The organism is Sphingomonas xinjiangensis (assembly GCF_014199255.1).
Lineage (GTDB): Bacteria > Pseudomonadota > Alphaproteobacteria > Sphingomonadales > Sphingomonadaceae > Sphingomonas > Sphingomonas xinjiangensis.
The window spans coordinates 56,188-76,832 of sequence record NZ_JACIJF010000004.1 but is presented as its reverse complement, the minus strand read 5'-3'; the positions used below and the strand labels follow the sequence as shown (position 1 = coordinate 76,832).

Sequence of the window (20,645 nt, the reverse complement as noted above, 5' to 3'; positions counted from 1 at the left end):
CCGTCGCAGGAGCGTTCCACCGCGATGACGCCAATGGCGAGGGGGCGTGCTCGGTCTCCGCGGGCCATTTCCGGCTCCGCGGTCCCTGCGTGGATGGAAGCAGCTTGGCAGGGGATGCTCCGCTAGCTCGCGGCAAACGGCGCTGGATTCAGGCTCGGCGGCTGCAGGATCAACATAGTTGAAAGACATTTGCCGCGGAATGTTGTACAGGGATCGTCCGAACGGGGAACCTCGATGGCAACGCAACAGGACGACTATTTCTACGATCGTGCAGAAGCCGAACTGAAGATGGCGCAAACCGCGGCGCATCCGGCGGCGGTCCGCGCCCATTATCTTCTCGCTGGCCATTATCTTGACCGCTTCTATGGCGGCCCCGACGAGTCCGCGGACGGAATTTCGCCTGTGCCAAAGGCTTCTTCGAACGACTGAAGCGAACCCGACCTGGCCTTGCGCTCAGATCAAGAAGGTGTGATCCACCAGTCTGCTGCCAGTTATATCACTCTACCGAAGCGCGGGCGGTGAGCAGTCGCGCCGTTTCGATCGGCGCGGCGAAGGAAGTGCCGGTCGCGGTCACCGGCCGGCCGTCCGCGGCGCTGGTGGGTACGTTCACACCGAAGTGCCAGACGTAGTTGTAGCCTTCCGGCTCGGCGTCCGGTCGGTTCGTGCCGCTCCAGGGAGATCCCGCGCCGTCGATGGCTCCGACGAGAACGGCACTGGGATAGGCGGCACGTGCCATCGCCAGGTTGGCCGGGTGACTGAGACCCTGATTGCCGGCCGCGAGGATGACCGGGATACCCTTGCCTCCGGCATACCGCACCGCGTCAGTGATCACGGCATCGTTGCCCAGAGCCAGCGAGATGTTGATGGCATCCACGCCTAGATCCGCCGCGTGCCGTATCGCTCGAGCGACGGGCTCGCCGGACGGCTGGCAAGGGGGGGTTGAACCCGCAGGGCAGCCGGCGGGATCGTCGATCCGGAGCGACACGATCTCCACGCGATACCCAGCGGAGCGTGCCAGTATTGTCGCCACCATGGTGCCGTGATCAAAGTGCGGCTTAAAAGCCGGGCGGGGAGGGTTCGACGCCATGTCGTATTCGGCCACGAGCACCGAAGCGAGCTCGGGCGTTCTGGCAACGCCACTATCGATGATCGCGACCCGCGGGCGTAACGGCTGTTCATCGGCAGGCGCAACCGCAGCGGACAAGGCAGCGATCACCGCGCTTAAGAGCTTCAACAATCCGACCCCCCGGCCAAACCAATGACGCGAAGCTACGCCGAAGGAAGCGACCCGCGCAATCAGGGGAATTGCGGAAGATGACGTGCTTCAGCACAGCGTCGAAGGAACGGTACGAGTCCGTAACAACGTGCGGAGCCGTGCAATTTGTTAGGAAAGCACGGGCTACCTACCCGGCGGGGCGAAGCCGCAAGGGTGGGGCGTGGGACGTAGAGTGATATGGCTGCTGGCCTTGCTGTTCGCAGCGGGCACAGTGCCGAAGCAGGCGCTTGGGGCCGGGATCGACCTGCACCGTTCGGTTTGCTCCGCGGCACTTCCGGACGGCGCGAACAATGCTGCCGTGGCCGGTGCCGCCTATATTTGCGGGAAAGCATGCGCCGACCGTCGGCCCGGGATGGATCTGGCTGCGGCTCGACGCGGCGCGGGTCCACGATCTTCCCGCCGGGTGGAACCTGCTGGTTGATCAGACCCGTTTCGAAGAGGTCGCGATCGTGGTGGGGGGGCCAGATGGTCTCATCCGTACTACCAGGGCCTATGACCAGTTGAAGGGTCATTGGGCGCCTGGGGGCATGCTGAAGTTCGAAATGGGCCGTGCGGGACGAGACATCCGCAGCTTGCATCTGGGATTTCGCAAAATCGATGATTTGTCCCTGATGCGCAAGGTGCGGGCGATCCCGGCAGCGCAGCAGAATAACGCCGATTCCTACTGGCTGATGCTAATGGGGCTGTTCGCCGGGACGTTGCTCTCGCGCTGTTGTACAATGTCGTTATCCACGCCGGGCGCCGCTATGCGTTCCAGCGTTGGTACTTGCTATGGGTTCTGCTCGCCTTCGCTTACGGCATGGTGTGGACGAACACGGCTGCGTTCGCCGTACCGGACCTTGTCGGACCAAAGGCGGTCCGATTGGATTACGTGCTGGTCGGGCTGATGATCGCGGCCGGCAACATGTTCTTCTTCGCGGTGCTGGAAGAAGGGCTGCTGCCTCGCCGTCTAATACAGGGCGGACATCTTCTCGCATGTACCGGTGCGGTGTTGGGGTTCGTCGCCGCAGCCGACGACCTGTTTCCGGCGGTGCGCACCGACCGCTGGCTCAACTATGCCGTTGCAGCGACTGCGGTATGGGTGGCGCTTTCCTGCGCCATGGCAATGCGGCGCGGCAGCAGAGTCATCTGGTTCTACATGATCGGCTGGGGACCGGTAATTTGCGTTTTCGTGGCGCGGCTGGGACGGAATCTGGGACTGTTGCCGCAGAGCGATAATGTCGACATGGCGACCTTCGCTGCGTTGGCTTTCGAGGCGCTGATCCTGTCGCTGGCGATAGCCGACCGGTTTCGCATGGTGCGTCAGCAACTCGACGTTGCGCAGCAGCGGCGCGCAATCGACATGATCGAGGCAAAGGCCTTGCGGATTGCGGCGCAGACTGACTTTCTCACGGGGCTGGGCAACCGCAGCAGTTTTCAGCAACAGATCCGCGAGCGCGTGAGCTTCAACGCGTCGTTCAGCCTGCTGCTCATCGACGTCGATTACCTGAAGGACGCCAACGATTGTTTGGGACATGCCGGTGGGGATGCGCTGCTCCAGCGTATCGCGAGCGGGCTCGCCGAGATCGCGCGATCCGTACCTGAGGCGCGGGTGGCGCGTATCGGGGGCGACGAGTTCGCCATGCTCTTCCCAAGCGATGAAGTGCTGGAAACCGCTGTCGTTGAACAGATCGGCGACATGCAGGGCGAGCCGTGGAATTACATGGGGCAAGGACGGGTTCTGTCGCTAAGTGTCGGATCGGCGCGCTTTCCCGAGGATGCTAACCAGCCGGAGCTGTTGTACCACAACGCCGATCTGGCGTTGTACAATGCCAAACGGCTAGGGCGCGGGCGACATTACCGCTACGATCCGCTGCTGCGCATATTGCGTGACATGCAGGTTGAATTTACCGCCGATGCGGAGCTTGCCCTGAAGCGCCAAGAATTCTCTCTGTATCTTCAACCGATCGTCACCCTGCCTTCGAGTACCTGTTGCGGCTACGAGGCGCTGCTGCGCTGGGAGCATCCTGAGCATGGCCTGATGCTCCCGGACCGTTTCGCCGAGGTGCTGGTGGCCGAGAAGATCGGTATGCGGATCCAGGAGCATGTGCTGGAGCTCGCACTTGGTATCCTGCGCGAGCGCAGGGATGAGATCCCGATGCTCAGCGTCAACTTCACATCGGCACAGCTCGCCGGCCCCAGGGCGGCGCGCCGCGTGCTTGATCGGCTGACTCACCATGGCGTTCCCCCGTCTTCCTTGTGCATCGAAGTGACCGAGGGAGTGATGCTGGATCGCGCGGCGGACAATATCCTCGCCACGCTGCGCACGCTGCACAAAGCCGGGGTGAGCATAGCGCTGGACGATTTCGGCACCGGCTTCGCTTCGCTCGTGCATCTGCGCAAGATGCCGGTCGATCGGATCAAGATCGACCGATCTTTCATTGCCGGCCTGGATGAGACCGGGGGCGGCACTCTGGCAATCGTGCGGGCGATAATCGGACTGGGACGTGGCCTAGGGAACATCGTCGTGGCCGAAGGGATCGAGACCGAAGCGCAGGCCGAGCAGCTTAAGGAGCTTGGCTGCCATCAGGGGCAGGGATTCCTTTTCGGTCGTGCGGCGCCGGAACCGCTTCCAAGTCTGCCGGCGGCTGAACGCACCGCGGCACCCGCCCATTTCGCTATGGAAGAAGAGATCGTCTCCGCCAAGGCGGCCTGACCTTGGTGCCGGATGCAGGAATCGAACCCGCGACCTTCGGTTTACAAAACCGCTGCTCTACCAGCTGAGCTAATCCGGCGCTCGTGGCTCCATGGCTCACGGAACGCCGAAGGTCCAGCCCTCCGTTCGAGCCAGCTCTGGCGTGAGGGCCGGCGGGTTCCACAAAGCCTTATCGTCGGCGGCATGCCGCAGCCAAGCTGCCGAGAGTATCGCATCAGTCGCATGATCGTCGTAGCGTGACAGCGGCAGATGCGGTTTGGAATCGAACGCGTCGAGCAGCGCATCGAGCGCCTGGGGATCGCGAATCTTCGACGTGCCTTTGCGCATGCCGGCGAGGCGTGCCGGAAGCGCCGTGTAGATTTCCACCAACACCGGCCCTTGTTCTGGGGCCGAGTCGAACGGCCATAGGCCCAGCTTTCCCCGCAGCTGGTGCAGCACGCGCATGCCCGTCAGGCTGGACTTTCCCACCTGGCTCGCGCCTACCAGGTTGAAGCAGCTATAGGGCGACAGCCGCAGCAACTCCTGTCCATGCTCGCACACGCGAAAACGTCCGCGGCCGGGGGGAAAGAGGTCGCCGCAGTCGCCACGCTGGCGGAAATGCCTGCGTGCGACGGAATGCGAGACGAAGCTGGTCGCCGCCAGATGTGGATCAGCGGAAGAAAGCTCGTCGACCAGGCGCCACAGCGAGGGCCCGTCGGGCGGCGAGCGCTTCCACCCGGGGAAATAAGCGCCTTCATCCCGGAACGGGAATGCGGGGGAAAGGTCCAGCCCGATCAGCGCACGCACTCCGCGGTCGGCCAGGTGCCGGAGCCATTCCAGTATGTCGCGGCGAGACCAGGGGCGGTCGATCAGTTCGGGCGCAGCGGTGCCGACGCGCGCATGGGCAACGGCCAATCCTTTCGGCCGCTCGACAGCCTGTCCTGACCAGTCGATTGCGATGAAATCGGTGAAGCTCAGGGACGCTCTTCCATATTGCCGGCGACCCGCTGCGCCTTCTTCGCCCGGTCCCACCACGACGCCATCTTCACGTCGGGAAGCGCGAGCGCAAAGGCGCAGGTATCGCCCCAGTCATTCACTGCGGCGCTGCTCCCGCATTTCGTCCCACCACGCCATGCGCTCAGCTATGCGCTTTTCCATGCCCCGGTCCGTCGGCTTGTAGAACGACTGCGGCGTCATTTCATCGGGCCAGTAATTATCGCCCGAAAAACCATCTTCCGCATCATGGTCATAGTGATAGCCTTCGCCATAGCCGATCTGCTTCATGAGCTTGGTCGGGGCGTTCAGGATATTCTGCGGCGGCATCAGCGAACCGGTCTCACGCGCGGTGCGCCAGGCGGCCTTCTGCGCCATGTACGCAGCATTCGATTTAGGAGCGGTCGCGAGGTACAGGCACGCCTGGGCGATGGCGAGTTCGCCTTCGGGGCTGCCGAGAAAGTCGTAGGTATCTTTGGCCGCGATGCACTGCACCAGCGCCTGCGGGTCGGCCAGACCGATATCCTCGACTGCGGCGCGGGTCAGGCGGCGCAGGAGATACAGGGGCTCCTCGCCGGCCGTGAGCATTCGGGCAAGATAGTAGAGCGCAGCCTGGGGATCGGAACCGCGGATCGATTTGTGAAGCGCGGAGATGAGGTTGTAATGTCCCTCGCGATCCTTGTCATAGACAGCGACCCGGCGCTGCAGAAACGCTCCGAGCGCCCCAGGGTCGAGCGGAGCGGCAAAATCGACCGAGAACAAGGTTTCCGCCTGGTTCAGCAGGAAGCGTCCGTCGCCGTCCGCGCTGGCCACAAGTGCGTCGCGCGCTTCGGGGGTCAAGGGGAGCGAACGGCTCTCCAATGCTTCGCCGCGATCGAGCAGGTGACTCAAGGCGCGATGGTCGAGCCGGCGGAGGATGAGGACCTGGGCGCGGCTTAAAAGTGCGGCGTTCAGTTCGAAGGACGGGTTCTCGGTGGTGGCGCCGACCAGCGTCACGGTGCCGTCTTCGACATAAGGCAGGAAGCCGTCCTGCTGGGCGCGGTTGAAGCGGTGGATCTCGTCCACAAACAACAGCGTTTTGCGACCGATGCGAGCATGCTCGCGGGCTTCGGCGAAGACTTTCTTCAGATCCGCGACGCCTGAGAACACTGCCGAGATCGCGACGAAGCGGAGCCCCACTGCATCGGCGAGGAGGCGGGCGATCGTGGTTTTGCCGGTACCCGGCGGCCCCCACAGGATGATCGAACTCAATCGTCCCGCGGCGACCATGTGGCCGATCGCGCCGTCGGGACCGGTGAGATGTTCCTGGCCCACCACCTGATCGAGCTGCTGGGGACGCAGACGATCGGCTAGCGGACCCGATCGTGGAGTGTCTGCCGCAGGCTGTGGTGGTTCTTGGCTGGCGAAGAGATCGGCCATTGGGTGCAGATAGGGAATTGTTTGGAAGTTTACAAAAGTGCCGCGGCGGGGCTTGTGTGGACGCCGACAAGATATATCTTAGCAGTATCACGACTCGCTAGATAAGGATTTTAGATGCGATTTGGATTTGGAGGTGGCGAGCGCCACCACGGGCATGGGCGTCACGGCCATGGCCATCCCCACCATGGACACCATGCGCGGTTCGGCATGGGGCCGCGCGGCTTTGGCGGTGGCTGGGGCATGCATGAAGGGCGCGGCGGGAGCGGTGGGCGCGGGCGGCGGCGGTTGTTCGACGGGGGCGAGCTGCGGCTGATCCTGCTCAAGCTGATCGAGGAACAGCCGCGCCACGGATACGATCTGATCCGCGAGATCGAGCAGCGTTCGGGCGGCGCCTACGCACCCAGCCCGGGGGTAATCTATCCCACGCTGACGCTGCTCGACGAGATGGGGCTTATCGAAGAGGCCAAGGCCGAAGGTGCCAAGAAGCAGTTCGCCATCACCGACGGCGGCCGGGCGCACCTGACCGAGCGCCAGGCCGAAGTGGACGCACTGTTCGCCCGGCTGGCCGAACTGGGATCGATGGCGGCGCGCGCCAGCGGCGGCCCGGTGCGGCGGGCGATGGGCAATCTTCGCGCGGTGCTGGGCGAGCGCCTTGCCGCCGAGGAACTCGATCCCGACATGCTGCACGATGTCGCCGCGATCCTGGACGAGGCGGCGCGCAAGATCGAGCGGCTGTGAACGCCGCAGCGTCCAGCAACGCAGGCGGTGGGGGCAGCCCCGCCGCCATCGTGGAGAATATAAGAACCATGACCATCGCGACCGCCACGGCATCGGCGCTGGTGCCGACCGAGAACGCCAGCCGCTACCTTCAGCAGCTGTGCAAGCATTGGCAACACAACCTCCAGGTCGAATTCACGCCGGAGAACGGCACCGTTATTTTCCCCAAGGATGCGCGCGGCAGCGACTATCCCGGCGACGCGGTGGTGACCTTCAACGCGGTGGAAGACGGGCTGGACCTGCGCATCGACGCATCCTCGCCCGAACAGCTGGAGGGGCTGAAGGACGTGGTTCAGCGCCATCTAGACCGCTTCGCCTTCCGGCAGGGCGAGCTGCAATATGACTGGAAGTGAGGCCTAGGGGCAGATCGACGGTCATCCTTCACCCCCGCAAGCAGGGTGGTGAACAGCGCTTAGGCTGGAAGCCCGGTTTCTGCTCTTGTCTGCGGCTTGGAGTTTTTTTTGGCGCGCAGGCGCGCGCACCCACCCCCGACCCCTCCCTGCACGCAGGGCGGGGAGGCTAGGCCTCGCGCGGCCTCGCATAGGCACGCCCAGGCCGGCTTGAGCCGGCGAGCAGCACCGCGGCGGCGAACAACAGCAATGCCAGAAGCTCGAACATCTGCATGACCGATCAGATCCGGGCGGGGATCAAAGGGGCATGCGGCCTCCGGCAGAAAAGCGGTGAACACGTGCCTTGACCCTTCGCAGGCGCGAAGGGGCGCCGTCGTTACGCGTCATGACGGATGGAAGGACCATCGCTCGCGGAACCGGCGATCCGGTAACCACAAGTAAATGAAATGAACCACTTATGGGTCGAGTGTATCGCCTGCTATCGTGTCGGCAGAGCGTATCGTGCGAGGCGTAAGATGACGATGGAGCAATTCGACGTTCAAGCCGCTCGATTGGCGGCGCTTCACAGCTATGGAATACTCGATACACCGCCCGAGCGCCCATTCGACGCGATCGTCGAGCAGGCGCGCATGCTTTGCGACACCCCGATCGCGCTGGTGAGCCTGATCGATTCGGAGCGGCAATGGTTCAAGGCGCGGGCGGGCATCGATGATGGCGAAACCGCGCTGGAAACATCGGTGTGCGCAATCGCGATTCGGCAGGGCTATCTGTTCCAGATCGACGATCTGGCGGCGGACCCGCGCACCGCGCGCATGTCGCTGGTGGTGGGTGAGCCGCGCATCCGCTTCTACGCCGGTTTCCCGCTGATCACGCGGGAGCGGATCGCACTCGGCAGCCTATGCGTGATCGACACCAAGCCGCGCCCGGGCGGACTGAACGCCGATCAGCGCGAAGGATTGATGGAACTGGCCGACACGACCGTACAGTTGATCGAGCAGCGGCGGCTATAGGGTGGGGGGCTGGTGCTGCACGGTTCGCCACCGCGGACTCCGTCGAGCCTCCCCTTCAATCGCCGCCGATCATCCATGAACGACGGGCAAACGACGATTTTCGAAGATCTGCCCTTGGCATTGCGCGCATACGCGCATAGGGAGCACCGATACGAATAGCACCCCCGACAATCGAAGGCCGAGTTCGAATGCAAGTTATTGTTCGCGACAACAATGTTGATCAAGCGCTTCGTGCACTCAAGAAGAAGCTGCAGCGCGAAGGCGTGTATCGCGAGATGAAGCTCCGCAAGCACTATGAGAAGCCGTCGGAAAAGCGTGCGCGTGAGCATGCCGCGGCGATCAGCCGCGCTCGCAAGGCTGACCGTAAGCGGGCCGAACGGGACCGTTGATCACCTGAATCGGCGGGATGAGCCAAGGCTGATCCCCTGAATCTGGGCGCGCTTCGCCATCCGCTTCTGTCCCCGGGCAGGGGCGCGGTGGTGATGGCGCGCTATTGCCGTTGCCGGTGTCGTGATTTGCGACGCCGGCGTCGGCGATTCTCCCGGTCGGAATTGGCGATCATCGCTCCGCGTACGGGATCGGAGCGCCGAGCTTTCTTGCGATCCGTGCGACCTCCTCGTCACTGGGTGGCGTGGGCAGTTCTCCGCCCGGAGCCAGAGCTTCGTCGGGGATGCCGGGAGCGGTGCCTGCGATGTTCTCGTCGCGGGGGGTTCGTTAGGGCCGTTGCTGATCTTGTCGTTCGGCATGGGGCGCTCCTTGCTGTTGCGAGCATAGAACGTGCCAGGGCCGCAAAAGGATCTCCGCTATCGCGCGGGGGATAAGCTGCGCTATCGCGCGGGGCGCGACCTGCGCTAGGGCGCGCGGCGGAGGGTTTCATGGCGCTGACTGGACTGGATATCATCGTGCTGCTCGCCATCGGCGGGGCAGGGGTGCTGGGCTTTATCCGCGGGTTCGTGACCGAAGTGCTGGCGCTGCTCGCCTGGCTGCTGGTGGTGCTGGCGCTCAAGCTGTTCCACGGGCCGTTCTCGCAGGTGCTGGCGGATACGGTGGGCACGGTACAGGGCGGCGCGGTGCTGGCCTTTGCGCTGCTGGGGGGCGCGACCTATTTCGGCGGGCGGCTGATCGCGCGCGCGATCGGATCGCGGACGCGCGACAGCTTTCTGGGCGCTATCGACCGGGCGCTTGGCTTTGGATTCGGCGCGCTGAAAGGGCTGGTGCTGGTGAGCGTCGCGTTCCTGCTGGTGGTGCTGGTGTTCGACACCGTGGGTGGCGGCAAGTCGAGCCGGCCCGCCTGGATCACCGGCTCGGCAACCTACCCGCTGCTCGACCGCACCAGCGCGGGCATCGCCGTTATCGTCGACCGGCGCCGGCGGGGCGAGCCGGTGTTCGGTGAAGACGGGCCTGGCGGGGCGGGCAATGCGAGCCAGACGCACGAATAGGGCAGGGGTGCAAAGCACTCGCACTTGCGCGTCATCTTGCCTAAGTCGGCGGGCATGAATGCGCCGCTCTACAATACCGAGATTCTGCGGCTTGCCGCTTCCATTCCGTTCGGCGAACGGCTGAGCGCGCCCGACGCAAGCGTGGAGAAACGTTCGCCGGTGTGCGGCAGCCGGGTGACGGTCGACCTTGTGGTCGACGCGGCCGGGAAAGTGTCGGAGGTGGGCATGCTGGTTCGGGCGTGCGCGCTGGGACAGGCGTCGTCGTCGTTGATGGGCGCGCACGTCGTGGGGCGGAGTGCGGCCGAATTGGCGCAGGCGCGCGACCAGCTAACCGCTTGGCTGGCGGGCGAGCGGGATGCGCCGCCGGACTGGCCGGGGATGGAGATCTTCGCACCCGCGCTGCCGCATCGGGGGCGGCATGCCTCGATCCGCCTGGCGTTCGAAGCCGCGGCGGAAGCCGCTGAACAGGCGGGCCGCTGACATGGAAGAACATGGGGGCATGTCTTTGCTGCACGACGGCGCGCCGTTGCTCGGCTTCGCGCTGGTGTTTGTGCTGTTGTTCCGCCGGCTGGGGTTGGGTGCCACGCTCGGCTTCCTGGTCGCGGGCGCCGTGGTGGGGCCGCAGGTGCTGGGACTGGTCGGCGATGCCGAAGCCAAGATGGGCATCGCCGAACTGGGCATCGCGCTGCTGCTGTTCCTGGTTGGGCTGGAACTGAGCCCGTCGCGGCTGTGGCGGATGCGGCGCGACATCTTTGGGCTGGGGCTGTTGCAGGTCACCGTGTGCGGACTGGTGCTCGCGGGAATCGTTTGGATCGCCACGCGCTTTTCGCCCGGGGCGGCGCTGGCGCTAGGGCTGCCGCTGGCGTTGTCGTCGACCGCGCAGGTGCTGCCGCTGCTGCAATCGGCCGGGCGCATGCGGACCGAATTCGGCGAGCGCGCCTTTGCGATCCTGTTGTTCCAGGACCTGTCGATCGTGCCGCTGATCACGATCGTCGCGGCGATGTCGCGCAACCCTGCCGACCAGGGCGGGCCGCCGGGATGGCAGCTGGGGCTGTACACGGTGGCGGCGATCGTTGGGCTGGTGCTGGCGGGCCGCTTCCTGCTGCGGCCGCTGTTCCGGCTGATCGGCAATCTGGGTGAGCGCGAGATGTTCGTGTTCGCCGGGCTGTTTGCCGTGATCGCCAGCGCGGCGCTGATGGAATCGCTGGGGCTTTCGGCCGCGCTGGGTGCGTTCATCGCCGGGGTGATGCTGGCGGATTCGCCGTATCGGCATGAACTCGAAGCGGACGTCGAGCCGTTCCGCGCGATCCTGCTGGGGCTGTTCTTCCTCGCGGTGGGGATGGCGCTGGACCTCCACGCCATTGCCGAGCGGCCATTCTTTGTGATGGGCATGGCGTTGGCGCTGATCGCGGCAAAGGCGGCGCTGATCATGGTGCTGGGCATGGTGTTCGGCATGAAGACACGCCAGGCCTTCGCGCTGGGCGTGCTGCTGAGCCAGGGCGGCGAGTTCGGCTTCGTGCTGTTCGCCCAGGCGCAGCGCGCGCTGCTGGTCGATCCGGAGGCGGCAAGCGTGTTTGGCGCGATCGTCACGCTGTCGATGGCGACGACGCCGTTCGTGATGATGGCGACCAAGCGGCTGCGCGCCGAGCCGGCGCCGAGTTCGGAAGGGCTGGACGCGCCGCGGCAGGACGGCAGCAACGCCGTCGTGGTGGGCTATGGCCGGTTCGGCCAGACCGTCGCCCAGATGCTGATCGGCCAGGGGATATCAGTGACCATCATCGATACCGATGTGGAGATGATCCAGACCGCCGGAAATTTCGGCATGAAGGTCTATTATGGCGACGGAACCCGCATCGACCTGTTGCGGCAGGCGGGCGCCGCCGATGCCGAGCTGCTGCTGTTCTGCCAGGACGGCGACGGGCTGGATACCGAAAAGCTGGAAGGACTGCACCATGCCTTCCCCGAAGCGACGATCTTTGTGCGCGCCTATGACCGGCGATCGGTGATGAAGATGAAGGGCGCGCCGATCGCGGGCGCGGTACGCGAGGTGCTGGAAAGCGCGATCGTGATGGCGCGGCGCGCGATGCAGGCGGTCGGCGTCGACGGCGCCGAGATCGAAAAGACCGAAGGCGAATATCGCCGCCGCGATTATGAGCGGTTGAAGGTACAGCGCGAAACCGGCGACTTGTATGCCGCGCGCGATTCGATGTTCAGCCAGGCCGGCCAGGCGGCGGCCATGCAGACGGACTTGGAGCACAAATGAACATTACCGTCCTGGTTGCGGCGCTCTCAGGCGCGTTGGCGGTGGCCGCGGGTGCGTTCGGCGCCCATGGCGCGCAGGGGCAGGCCGTGGAATGGCTAAAGACCGGTGCGCAGTACCAGATGGTGCATGTGGTGGCGGCGCTGATCGCGTTGCAGATGGGGGCTCGGGCCCCGGCCTGGCTGTTCCTGGCTGGCGGGCTGATCTTTGCCGGGACGCTGTATGCCATGGCGCTGGGGCAACCGCGCTGGCTGGGTGCGGTGACGCCGGTCGGCGGCAGCTGCCTGATCCTGGGGTGGCTGTGGCTGGCCTTTACGGCCGTCCGGGCGGGTTAGGCGCGGCGCCGCCTCAACGGCGGCTGAAGTGGATTTGTTCGGCGGGTTTGTCGAACATGATCGAGGAACAGGCGGCAAGCAGGTTGGCGCCGACCGTGATCTTGTCGAGAGGCGACCTCCGCCCTTCAGGTCAGTGGAGGGTCACCCCGAGACTTGGCCGATATGGTTCGCCTCAGCGGGCGGACTTCGCCTTGGTATACGGCACGAAATCATCAAGGAGCACGAAGCCGCGTTGGAAGCGCGAGCCGCGGTCGACCAGATTGACGGCCTCACCCCGGCAGAGCTGCGTTCCGATCGTCCTGGTGACGAGGATGGAATCGTCGTCGAGCGATTCGGCGCCCGAGCGCGGCTGGTTGACGTACAGCGTGCCGCCGACCCGGTACACGATCGCGCGTCCCGGGATGATCTCACTGGAGCGCGCGCGCGTCAGGCTGATGCAGCTGACGGGCTTTCCGGCCGTGCGGTTCGCCAGCAGCTTCTGCATCTGAACGTCGGGGCTGTCGCGGCCGACGGCCATGGCGGGTGCCGCGATCACCGCAGCGCCGATCACAAGGGTCTTGAGAATGTTCAGCATGACGCTTCCTTTGCCACACGCACCCTGAACGCACGCTGACCCGCAGAAGCTCCGCGGGTCAGGGATGTGGTTTCGGAACATGCCGGGATCAGGCGCGGCCGATGAGCCTTTGCGCAATGCGGTCGGCCACTTCGCTTTCCGGGTCGCCGGTGCGTTCGCTTTCGTCCCACACCTCGGAAAGCCGCACCGGGATCTTCTCCACCCGGGCGTCGACCTCGGCCCGGTCGCCCTGGCCGAGATATTCCAGGCCGACATTGATGATGCCGCCGGCGTTGATGACGTAATCCGGCGCGTAGAGGATGCCGCGGCCGTGCAGGCGATGCCCGTCCTGGCGCGTTGCCAGCTGGTTGTTCGCGCCGCCGGCGACCACCTTGCACTTGAGTGCTTCGATCGACTGTTCAGTCAGGATCGCACCCAGCGCGCAGGGGCTGAGCACATCGGTGTCGAGCGCGAGGATATCGTCGGCCGCAATGGCCTGCGCACCCAGTTCGGCCGCCAGCGCCTTGGCGCGATCGGCGTGAACATCGGCCAGCACCAGCTTGGCGCCGTCCTTCGCCAGCAGGCGGGCAAGGCCGCCGCCAACCGAGCCGACGCCCTGGATCGCGACACGCACGCCCGCCATCGACTCGGCGCCCAGACCGCGCTTGGCCGCAGCCTTTACGCCCAGATAGACGCCGCGCGCGGTGACCGGACCCGGATCGCCGCCCGCGCTGCCCGCCGCCACCGGCAGGCCGGATACATGCTTGGTTTGCGTCGCGACGACCTTCATGCGGGCTTCGGACATGCCGACATCCTCGGCAGTGACATAGCGGCCCTGAAGCGACTCCACGGCGCGGCCAAATGCCTCAAGCTGCGCAGTGGTGATCTCGGCGCCCGGCTTGTCCGCCAGCACGACGCCCTTGCCACCGCCCATCGGCAAGTTGGCCATGGCGTTCTTGTAGCTCATGCCGCGCGACAGGCGCAGTGCGTCGGTGATCGCCGCGTCCGAGCTGGCATAATGCCAGAAGCGCACGCCGCCGGCAGCCGGGCCCAGCTTGGAGGAATGCACCGCGATGATGGCGCTAAGGCCCGATTCGCGGTCGCTGAAGAGGTGCACGCCCTCATGGTCGTCGAAGTCGGGAAAGCCCCAATCGGTCAGCACAAGCATAATCCTGACTATGGATGGGAGTGGGGCGACCGACGGGACTTGAACCCGCAACTTCCGGCATCACAAGCCGGCGCTCTAACCAATTGAACTACGGTCGCCGTGGAGGTTGGCCGCTTAGCGGTGCGTTTGCGGGAACGCAAGATAGTTGCCGCATTTCACCCGCGCGAAATCCGCACCGCGTGCTCGGGTGCGATCAGGCCGTCGCGCGCCAGCCCGCGCGCCGCAGCGGCAAGGTTGGGCAGCGTCAGGAAGGCGTGGCGGGCCAGCAGCGGCGCGTCGGCACCGTCATAGAGCAGCCGGCGCATCGCAGGGTCGACCTCCACCCCTTCGAAAATGGCGAGTTCGTCGCGCTGGCCGGTGCCGGCGCATGTCTCGCATCCAGGTGCCGACCAGAGGATCGCGCCGGGATCCAGCCCGAGCAGCGCCGAGGACGAGCCATAGGCTTGTTCGGGGTGGCGGCACGCCGCGCAGAGCCGAGGCGCGGTACGCTGCGCCAGCACCAGGCGCAGCATCGCGGCGAGGGCAAAACGGTCGCTTGCCAGCCGGCGCAAGGTGAGCAGCGTGGAGATTGCGTCCTCTCCATCGGCCTGGGCGGCGATCAGTGCCTGTTCGGCAGCGTCCAACGCCTGATCGAGCGAAGCGCGGCTATCCACGCGGCCCCAGGTGTCGGCGCCGCGTTCGGCCAGCGCGCTGAGCGTGCGTTCGGTCCCGGGGCCGGTCACCACCATCAGCCCGAAGCGTTTGGCGCAGGTGCGGTCCAGCGAGCGCCGCAGCAGCGTGGTCATGCCGGGCAGATCGCACGGCGCGGCCTGCACCGCCGCGGGCTTGATCGTGGCAGGATCGGTGACGCTGGCCATGGGTGACGTTGGTGCCGCGCGATTGTGACCAAGCGCTTGCAGTTTTGTGACGCAGGCGCACCGCGTGGCGAATGCTGGCGCCGCGCTTCGCGATTTGGCAAAGTTGCGCGATGCAGACCAGCGCATCGCCCGCCACGCCGAACCTCGGTTCGGGTCACCCCTCCGAGCCGGTCATCGCGCGCATCCTGGCACACTCCGGCGTGCAGCGCGTGCCGAGTGCCAAGGTGGCGATGTTCATCGTCAAGAACTTCATCACGCCCGAAACGTGCCAGCTGCTGATGGCGCAGATCGATAGCAAGCGGCGGCCATCGACCATCGCCGATGCCAATGGCGACACCGCGTTCCGCACCAGCGAGACATGCGATCTGGAGCCGGAGGACCCGGTGGCGGACGATTTGAAGCAGCGCATCGTCGCCCTGACCGGGCTGGACCCGGCGCACGGCGAGCCGATGCAGGGCCAGCGCTATGCCGTGGGGCAGGAGTTCAAGGCGCACACCGATTATTTCGATCCCGGCGGACAGGACTTCGCGCGCTTTTGCACGGTGTCGGGCCAGCGCACCTGGACGGTGATGCTGTACCTGAACGATGTCGAAGCGGGCGGGGCGACGCGGTTCAAGGCAGTCGACAAAATCGTCCAGCCCGAGGCCGGCAAGCTGCTTGCCTGGAACAATCTACGCCCGAACGGCACCCCCAATCCGTCGACGCTGCACCACGCGATGAAGGTCCGGGCAGGGACGAAGTACGTCATCACCCAGTGGTTCCGCGAGCGGCCTTGGGGGTGGTGAAAGGAAAAGCGGCTCCGGCGAGTGTTCCGCCGGAGCCGCTTTCATTGTGTACCGCTGGTTTAGAAGCGGGTGCTGAGACCCAGCGAGAATGTGCGGCCCAGATCATAGGTGTTGGTGTCGGCGATGCCGGTGGTGCCGCCATAATCCTGGAACTCGACAAACCGAGTCTTGGTCAGGTTGCGGCCCTCGAACTTGAGTTCCCAATCGCCGCCCAGCACCTGGAAGCCCTGGCGCAGCACGAAATCGAAGCGAACACCGGGTCTTTCGACGATCGGCGGCAGGCCGCCGCTTGAGAGGAGGCCGCGTGCGACGATGCGGTCGCTGGCATAATTGAACAGGAAAGTGAGCTGCGAGAGCCGCTCGGTATCCTCGAAGCCGACCTGCAGGTTCACGAGGTGGTCCGACTGGCCGACCAAAGGCTGGCCGGACACGAATAGCTCGTTCGCGGGACGCTGCACCGTGCCCGGGTTGATCGGATCGCGGATCAGCTGGTTGCCAGCGAACACTTCCGACTGAGTGTAGGTGTAGTTGGCGATGAGCACCATGCGGCGCGTGGCGAACAGGTCACTGTCGATGAACGACAGCGGCACATATTTCTGCACCTCGACTTCGGCACCGTACAGCTCGGCTTCGGGCGCATTGGCGAAGTTGATCTGCGTGTTGTTGCTGCCGGCGACCTGGAAGCTCACCGTCTCGATCGGATTGTCGATCTTCTTGTAGAAGGCGGCTGCGGTGAAGCGCTGATCGCGTCCGAAGAACCACTCATAGCGGGCCTCCAGGTTGGTCAGTTTGCTGTCCTGGAGGAACGGGTTGCCGTAGAATACACGGTCCGAGTCATAGTCGAGATACAGCTGCGGCGCGAGCTCGCGGAACTGCGGACGCGCGATCGTCTTCGACGCGTTGAGGCGCCACTGCATGTCGGGCGCGAAGTTCCAGGTGAGCGTCGCGGCCGGGAGCCAATAGTCGTTGCTGAGCGTCGTCAGGGCTTGGCCGTCGGTCGGCAGCACGGTCTGATCGGCGGTTTCGTAGCGGACACCCGCGGTGACGCGCATGCCGTCTGCGATTTCGCCTTCGACTTGCCCGTAACCGGCGTGCACCGTCAGCTCGGCGTCATAGGCACGCGCGCCCTGGGTCGTGGTCGAGGGACGCAGGATGATGCCGTTGAGCTGAATGTTCGCGTCGGATAGCAGATAGTCGGGACGCAGCTGTGAATACGGGTCCGCCAACGCGGCGCCGCCCGGCAGGATGTAGTCGAAGGTGTAGCGATACGAGGTGCGGTCGGTATCCTGATAGGCATAGCCGGCCTCGATCTTGAACGGACGTCCAAGGTTCAGGTCATAGGCCAGGTCGATGCCGCCCGACCACAAATCCTCGTTTAGCTCACTGAACGCGATTGTCGCATACGTGCCGCCGTTTAGCGTGTTGCGGTAATCGTTGATCGACGTATCGTAGAGATAGCGGAACTCGCGCTCATAGGGCGACTTGCGCTTGGTGTTGGCGTACGCACCGCGGACATCGACGTCGAGATCGCCGAAATCGAACTCGCCCACGCCCTGGCTGGTGAACAGCTGGCGTTCGAACCAGTTGGTGTTCTGCACCATGATCGGCGCATTGCCGTTGATCGGCGACTCATAGTTTTCGCCGGTGCCCGCACCCAGACGGCCCTGCTTGAGCGTGTCGTGGATGTACAGATTGGTGAAGCGGATACGGTGCTCGCCGAACTCGGCGCCGAAGCCGAGCAGGCCGTTGACCAGCGCGCGATGGTCTGTGACCACGCGGCGGAACTCGGTGCTGGGGATGCTGCGCACGCCGCTGACTGTGTCGCGCGTGCGCCAGCTGTTGCTGATACCGCCGCTGGCGATGATGCCCAGCCGCGCGCCACCCACGTCGGTGGCGCCGCCCAGGCTCATCTCACCCGAGAAGTTGGGCGGGATGTGATAATTCTCGAACAGCACCGTGGTCTCGGCATTGGTCAGTTGCGTGACTTGGCCCGTCGGAATGTTGGTGCGGTTGTTGCCGGCATCGAGAATGAAGTTGGGTACCTTGCGCTCGCCCGAGTCAAAGCCGAGCCAGTCGTGGGAGCCGCCGTCATAGGTATAGCCGAGCTCGCTGGTCGTCTCGGTGTCGAAGCCTGCCGACGCGCCGATCGAGAAGAACGACTCCTTGGGAACGGCCGTGGTGGTCAGGTTGATCACACCGCCGCCGAACTCGCCAGGATAGTTGGCGGAGAATGTCTTCTGAACTAGACCGGAGCCGATCACGCTGGTCGGGAAGATGTCGAGCGGCACGACGCGGCGCAGCGGCTCAGGGCTCGGCAGCGGCAGGCCGTTCAGCAGCGACAGCGAATAGCGGTCGCCCAGGCCACGGACATAGACGAAGCCGTTGCCGACAACGCTGAGGCCAGTGACGCGCTGGAGTGCGCCGGCAATGTCGCCTTCGCCCGTGCGGGCGATGTCTTCGGCCGACAGGACCGAGACGACCTGCGGGGTGCTGCGCACCACGTTTGGAATGTTGCGGCCGACCACGACAATCTCGCCGACATCGTCTCCGCCGGCACCGGGCGCCGAAATCTCGACATCCTGATCAGGGGCCTGCTCGGGCGGAGTCTGCGCAGCCGGCGGCGGGCTGGACGCCTGCGGCGAGCCGCCACCCGTCGTCTGCGCCAGCGCGGCCGGTGCGACCAGGCAAGAGGTGACGGCCAATAGACTTGCAAAGGCGAGCTGGTTCTTCATCGGGATATCCGCTGTTTATGGTGTGGCTTCAAGAAAGGCCGGGGACGGCAGCCAAGCCGCCGCCCCCGTTGCCCCCATTCTCAGCCTTAGAGGGCGGAGCAGGCTCGGCTGGTGGTGCCGAACGTCGCCCGGTTCGAGTTGCAGGTCCAACCCTGGAACCAAGTATCGTTCGGGCCGCTGACCGCGCCGATATAGGTGGTGTTGGTGAAGAACGCTGAATTGGCGGGGTTCAGGCCCGTTGCCGCGAATGGTGCCACCGCCAGCGTGGTCGCCGTGGGGTAGAATCCGTTCTGCACGGCGCCGACTGCTGTGCCGTTGGTCGTGTTGCCGGTGCTCGGCGCCGTCGTGAAGAACGCGGCCTGCTCGGCGGTGGTGACGGTGACCTGATTCACGCCGTTCTGCGCCGCCAGCTGCGTGCCGCAAGCGAAGTATATCGAGTTGAAGCGGGGCGGACCCTGGTCCTGCAGCGCTGCGTCGGCGGCGCGGACCGTGCTGCGGTCAGCGTTGCCAGCTTCGGTGAGCAGGCAGGCGCCGGGGGTGACCAGGATCGAATTGACAAGCGTCAGATCGGCACCGCCGCGCAGGCGGATCGCCGCCAGCGGGTTGCTGGTGCTGGGATTGGTGTGGATAAAGGTTGCGTTGGAAATCCGGCCGAAGGTGCGCGGCAGGGCGTCTTCAGGGTTTGCGCCCGTGGTCGGATTGAAGCTCGAGTCGATCTCCATCGAGAAGTTGTCAGGAGTCGTATTGTTCGGCTTCTGCGCCGTGATCAGGAACTGCACCATGCCGCGCCAGCCAGTATCGAAGTCGAGGCTGTCGTCATCCGCGCCGGTGATCACGACGTTGCGCAGGTTGGCAGTGCCGCCGAACAGCTCGATGCCGTCGTCCGAGCTGTTGTGGATCTGGACGTTGCTGATCGTAGTGCCCGAACCGGTGCCGGCGAGGGTCAGGCCCTGAAGCTCGTTGTTCGGGCTGATGATGGTGCCCGAGTAGCGGATCTGGACATACTGGAACACGCCCGAGCTGTCGCCCGCTGCGTTGCCGCCGTACAGCGCGTTACCGGTACCCTCGACCACGTTCTCGCAGGTCGTGCTGGTGCCAGCCGCGTCGTTGACGCCGGTGGTGCAGTTGGCGACCGGCGCACGGCCGGCGAGGATCACGCCGCCCCACAGACCCTGACCCGCGTCGTCAGCCGGGAGCGTGCCAGTGAGGTTCGCCTGCGCGGTGAAAATGATGGGTGCGGTGGCGGTGCCCTGTGCGTTGATCGTCGAACCGCGATTGACGATCAGGAAGTCGTTTTCGGTGTTGGTGGTGTTGGCGAACAGCAGCGCGCCGGCGCCGATGGTCAGCGAGCCAGCCGAGCCGGCCAGGCCCTGTGTGCCGCGGTCGGTGCCCACGTCGACACGGCCGTTGATCTCATATGCGACGCCCGGTGCCTGCGCGGCGCCCGGCAGAGTCAGGTTGCTGACGAGCGTGGGGATGCGGCAAACGCGGTAGTTGCCGATGACGCCCGTGTCGGTGAGTGCCTGGCCGGTGTTGGTCGGGCAAGCCGCTGCGGGGGTGCCGGCGGTCGGGGTCGGCGTCGGGGTCGGAGCCGGCGCGGGAGCCGGAGCAGGAGCGGGGGCCGGGAAGCCGCCTTCGCCAGGCGATGCGACGCTGCTGGCGCCGTCGCATGCCGCGAGGCCGAGCGAAGCACAGCTAGTGAGTAGGATGAGGCTGAGGCGTTTGAAGCTGGCCATATTTTCTCCGTTCCGGCGGACGCCGGGTTGCGCGGGTTCGAAACTGTTGCGGGATCGACTCGGCTTATCCCCCTGTCGGCCGCACGCCGGCGCTAGGCCGCTTCCATGACGGTCAGGTTGGGTTTTGGAGAAACTTCGAAGACACTATCGTTGCGTATATGTGACAAACCCACGGAGCGATGGCCTGTGGCAGGATCGCAGGCGAAGGGCTCAACAGGCGCAGGTGCAACGTAGTGGCGGGCCTGCGCTTGCCAATTCGCAACGCTACGCAATGATCTGAA

At 65.2% G+C, this 20,645-nt stretch carries 19 protein-coding genes and 2 tRNA genes; 11 read left to right on the top strand and 10 right to left on the bottom strand.

Translation table 11 applies throughout. The features are described from left to right. Positions 1-234: 234 nt before the first annotated feature. A complete protein-coding gene (locus tag FHT02_RS08345; RefSeq protein ID WP_184086461.1) occupies positions 235-429 on the top strand; it encodes a hypothetical protein in 195 nt (64 codons plus the stop codon). Positions 430-496: 67 nt separating this feature from the next. Here FHT02_RS08345 and FHT02_RS08340 read toward each other — a convergent pair whose 3' ends face one another. After that, on the bottom strand, positions 497-1,216 hold the full coding sequence (locus FHT02_RS08340) for a S8 family peptidase (protein WP_221239378.1): 720 nt from the start codon (positions 1,214-1,216) through the stop codon (positions 497-499). A 772-nt stretch (positions 1,217-1,988) separates the two neighbouring features. Between FHT02_RS08340 and FHT02_RS08335 the strand changes: the two genes are divergently transcribed. Beyond that, entirely contained in the window at positions 1,989-3,971 is a 1,983-nt protein-coding gene (locus FHT02_RS08335; RefSeq protein WP_184086457.1) for a putative bifunctional diguanylate cyclase/phosphodiesterase, read from the top strand. 3 nt (positions 3,972-3,974) lie between these two features. Here the strand turns inward: FHT02_RS08335 and FHT02_RS08330 are convergent. The 3 genes from FHT02_RS08330 to FHT02_RS08320 form a co-directional block, all read right to left on the bottom strand. After that, positions 3,975-4,050: transfer RNA gene (locus tag FHT02_RS08330), tRNA-Thr, on the bottom strand. Positions 4,051-4,067: 17 nt separating this feature from the next. Further along, positions 4,068-4,982, bottom strand: a complete 915-nt coding sequence (locus tag FHT02_RS08325) for a hypothetical protein (protein WP_184086455.1) — start codon at positions 4,980-4,982, stop codon at positions 4,068-4,070. Between the two features lie 57 nt (positions 4,983-5,039). After that, positions 5,040-6,362: a replication-associated recombination protein A gene (locus tag FHT02_RS08320; protein ID WP_184086453.1), complete on the bottom strand. Its 1,323-nt coding sequence runs from the start codon at positions 6,360-6,362 to the stop codon at positions 5,040-5,042. A gap of 114 nt (positions 6,363-6,476) precedes the next feature. Between FHT02_RS08320 and FHT02_RS08315 the strand changes: the two genes are divergently transcribed. The 8 genes from FHT02_RS08315 to FHT02_RS08280 all read left to right on the top strand — a co-directional run bounded on the left by FHT02_RS08315 (position 6,477) and on the right by FHT02_RS08280 (position 12,533). After that, entirely contained in the window at positions 6,477-7,100 is a 624-nt protein-coding gene (locus tag FHT02_RS08315; RefSeq protein ID WP_184086452.1) for a PadR family transcriptional regulator, read from the top strand. Between the two features lie 68 nt (positions 7,101-7,168). Then, the gene (locus tag FHT02_RS08310) at positions 7,169-7,492 is read left to right on the top strand and encodes a DUF2218 domain-containing protein (protein ID WP_184086451.1); all 324 of its coding nucleotides are present in this window, start codon (positions 7,169-7,171) and stop codon (positions 7,490-7,492) included. A 512-nt stretch (positions 7,493-8,004) separates the two neighbouring features. Further along, on the top strand, positions 8,005-8,499 hold the full coding sequence (locus FHT02_RS08305) for a GAF domain-containing protein (RefSeq protein WP_184086450.1): 495 nt from the start codon (positions 8,005-8,007) through the stop codon (positions 8,497-8,499). A 188-nt stretch (positions 8,500-8,687) separates the two neighbouring features. Then, positions 8,688-8,888: a 30S ribosomal protein S21 gene (gene rpsU / locus FHT02_RS08300; RefSeq protein WP_184086449.1), complete on the top strand. Its 201-nt coding sequence runs from the start codon at positions 8,688-8,690 to the stop codon at positions 8,886-8,888. A 486-nt stretch (positions 8,889-9,374) separates the two neighbouring features. After that, positions 9,375-9,938 carry a CvpA family protein gene (locus FHT02_RS08295; RefSeq protein WP_184086448.1) on the top strand — a complete coding sequence of 188 codons (564 nt, stop codon included), beginning with the start codon at positions 9,375-9,377 and terminating at the stop codon, positions 9,936-9,938. A gap of 54 nt (positions 9,939-9,992) precedes the next feature. Continuing rightward, positions 9,993-10,418 (top strand): iron-sulfur cluster assembly scaffold protein, encoded by a 426-nt coding sequence (locus FHT02_RS08290; RefSeq protein WP_184086447.1) that lies wholly within the window; start codon positions 9,993-9,995, stop codon positions 10,416-10,418. Position 10,419: 1 nt separating this feature from the next. After that, positions 10,420-12,201, top strand: a complete 1,782-nt coding sequence (locus FHT02_RS08285; protein WP_184086445.1) for a cation:proton antiporter domain-containing protein — start codon at positions 10,420-10,422, stop codon at positions 12,199-12,201. Next, positions 12,198-12,533: a DUF423 domain-containing protein gene (locus tag FHT02_RS08280; RefSeq protein ID WP_184086443.1), complete on the top strand. Its 336-nt coding sequence runs from the start codon at positions 12,198-12,200 to the stop codon at positions 12,531-12,533. Before FHT02_RS08285 ends, FHT02_RS08280 begins: the two co-directional genes overlap by 4 nt. 172 nt (positions 12,534-12,705) lie before the next feature. Here the strand turns inward: FHT02_RS08280 and FHT02_RS08275 are convergent, their stop codons facing one another. The 4 genes from FHT02_RS08275 to FHT02_RS08260 all read right to left on the bottom strand — a co-directional run bounded on the left by FHT02_RS08275 (position 12,706) and on the right by FHT02_RS08260 (position 15,111). Beyond that, complete coding sequence (locus FHT02_RS08275) at positions 12,706-13,107, bottom strand: hypothetical protein (protein WP_184086441.1); 402 nt, start codon at positions 13,105-13,107, stop codon at positions 12,706-12,708. Between the two features lie 88 nt (positions 13,108-13,195). After that, positions 13,196-14,248: a Glu/Leu/Phe/Val dehydrogenase dimerization domain-containing protein gene (locus FHT02_RS08270; RefSeq protein ID WP_184087040.1), complete on the bottom strand. Its 1,053-nt coding sequence runs from the start codon at positions 14,246-14,248 to the stop codon at positions 13,196-13,198. 27 nt (positions 14,249-14,275) lie between these two features. Then, positions 14,276-14,352 (bottom strand) — tRNA-His (locus FHT02_RS08265). A 57-nt stretch (positions 14,353-14,409) separates the two neighbouring features. Beyond that, on the bottom strand, positions 14,410-15,111 hold the full coding sequence (locus FHT02_RS08260; RefSeq protein WP_184086439.1) for an ATPase, T2SS/T4P/T4SS family: 702 nt from the start codon (positions 15,109-15,111) through the stop codon (positions 14,410-14,412). Positions 15,112-15,221: 110 nt separating this feature from the next. Here FHT02_RS08260 and FHT02_RS08255 point away from each other — a divergent pair, with 110 nt between their 5' ends. Further along, a complete protein-coding gene (locus tag FHT02_RS08255; RefSeq protein ID WP_184087038.1) occupies positions 15,222-15,896 on the top strand; it encodes a prolyl hydroxylase family protein in 675 nt (224 codons plus the stop codon). Between the two features lie 59 nt (positions 15,897-15,955). On the opposite strand, the gene FHT02_RS08250 is transcribed toward FHT02_RS08255, so the two are convergent. Continuing rightward, positions 15,956-18,628 (bottom strand): TonB-dependent receptor domain-containing protein, encoded by a 2,673-nt coding sequence (locus tag FHT02_RS08250; protein WP_184086437.1) that lies wholly within the window; start codon positions 18,626-18,628, stop codon positions 15,956-15,958. An 86-nt stretch (positions 18,629-18,714) separates the two neighbouring features. Then, positions 18,715-20,364: a hypothetical protein gene (locus tag FHT02_RS08245; RefSeq protein WP_184086435.1), complete on the bottom strand. Its 1,650-nt coding sequence runs from the start codon at positions 20,362-20,364 to the stop codon at positions 18,715-18,717. Between the last annotated feature and the right edge of the window lie 281 nt (positions 20,365-20,645).